We start from the raw sequence: 404 nt of genomic DNA on the forward strand, positions 1-404 counted from the left end.
GGGCGGCGACCGTCATGGTGCGCTGGCCGCTTTGTGCTGCAGCCGATTGCGCCGCCTGGTTGCAAGGGTGGCTGCGATGATCCGCATCGACGCGATCTGGCTGGCAACCGAGCCCATCGATATGCGTGCGGGCATCGATACGATCCTTGCGCGTGTCGTGAAGGTGTTCGGCGCGGCACGGCCGGACCACGCCTATCTGTTTGCCAACAGGCACTCGACGCGCATGAAGGTGCTCGTGTAGGACGGGGGCGGTATCTGGCTGGCCGCGCGTCGCCTGAACAAGGGGCGGTTCATCTGGACGAATGGGGACCAGGCGGTCGCCACCGCTCTGAATCCCGAGCAGCTGCGAGCGCTGGTGACGGGGCTACCCTGGCAGACACTCACACACGATCACGCGATCACGG

1 pseudogene is annotated in these 404 nt (G+C 65.8%); it reads left to right on the plus strand.

Features of this window, described 5'->3' with window-relative positions:
• Positions 1-76 precede the first annotated feature (76 nt).
• Positions 77-404, plus strand: a pseudogene (tnpB, locus tag SB764_RS38495) (IS66 family insertion sequence element accessory protein TnpB); the annotation flags it as partial.

Origin of the sequence: Paraburkholderia sp. SIMBA_027 (assembly GCF_046535315.1) — a bacterium.
In the GTDB taxonomy this organism is placed as follows: Bacteria; Pseudomonadota; Gammaproteobacteria; order Burkholderiales; family Burkholderiaceae; genus Paraburkholderia; species Paraburkholderia tropica.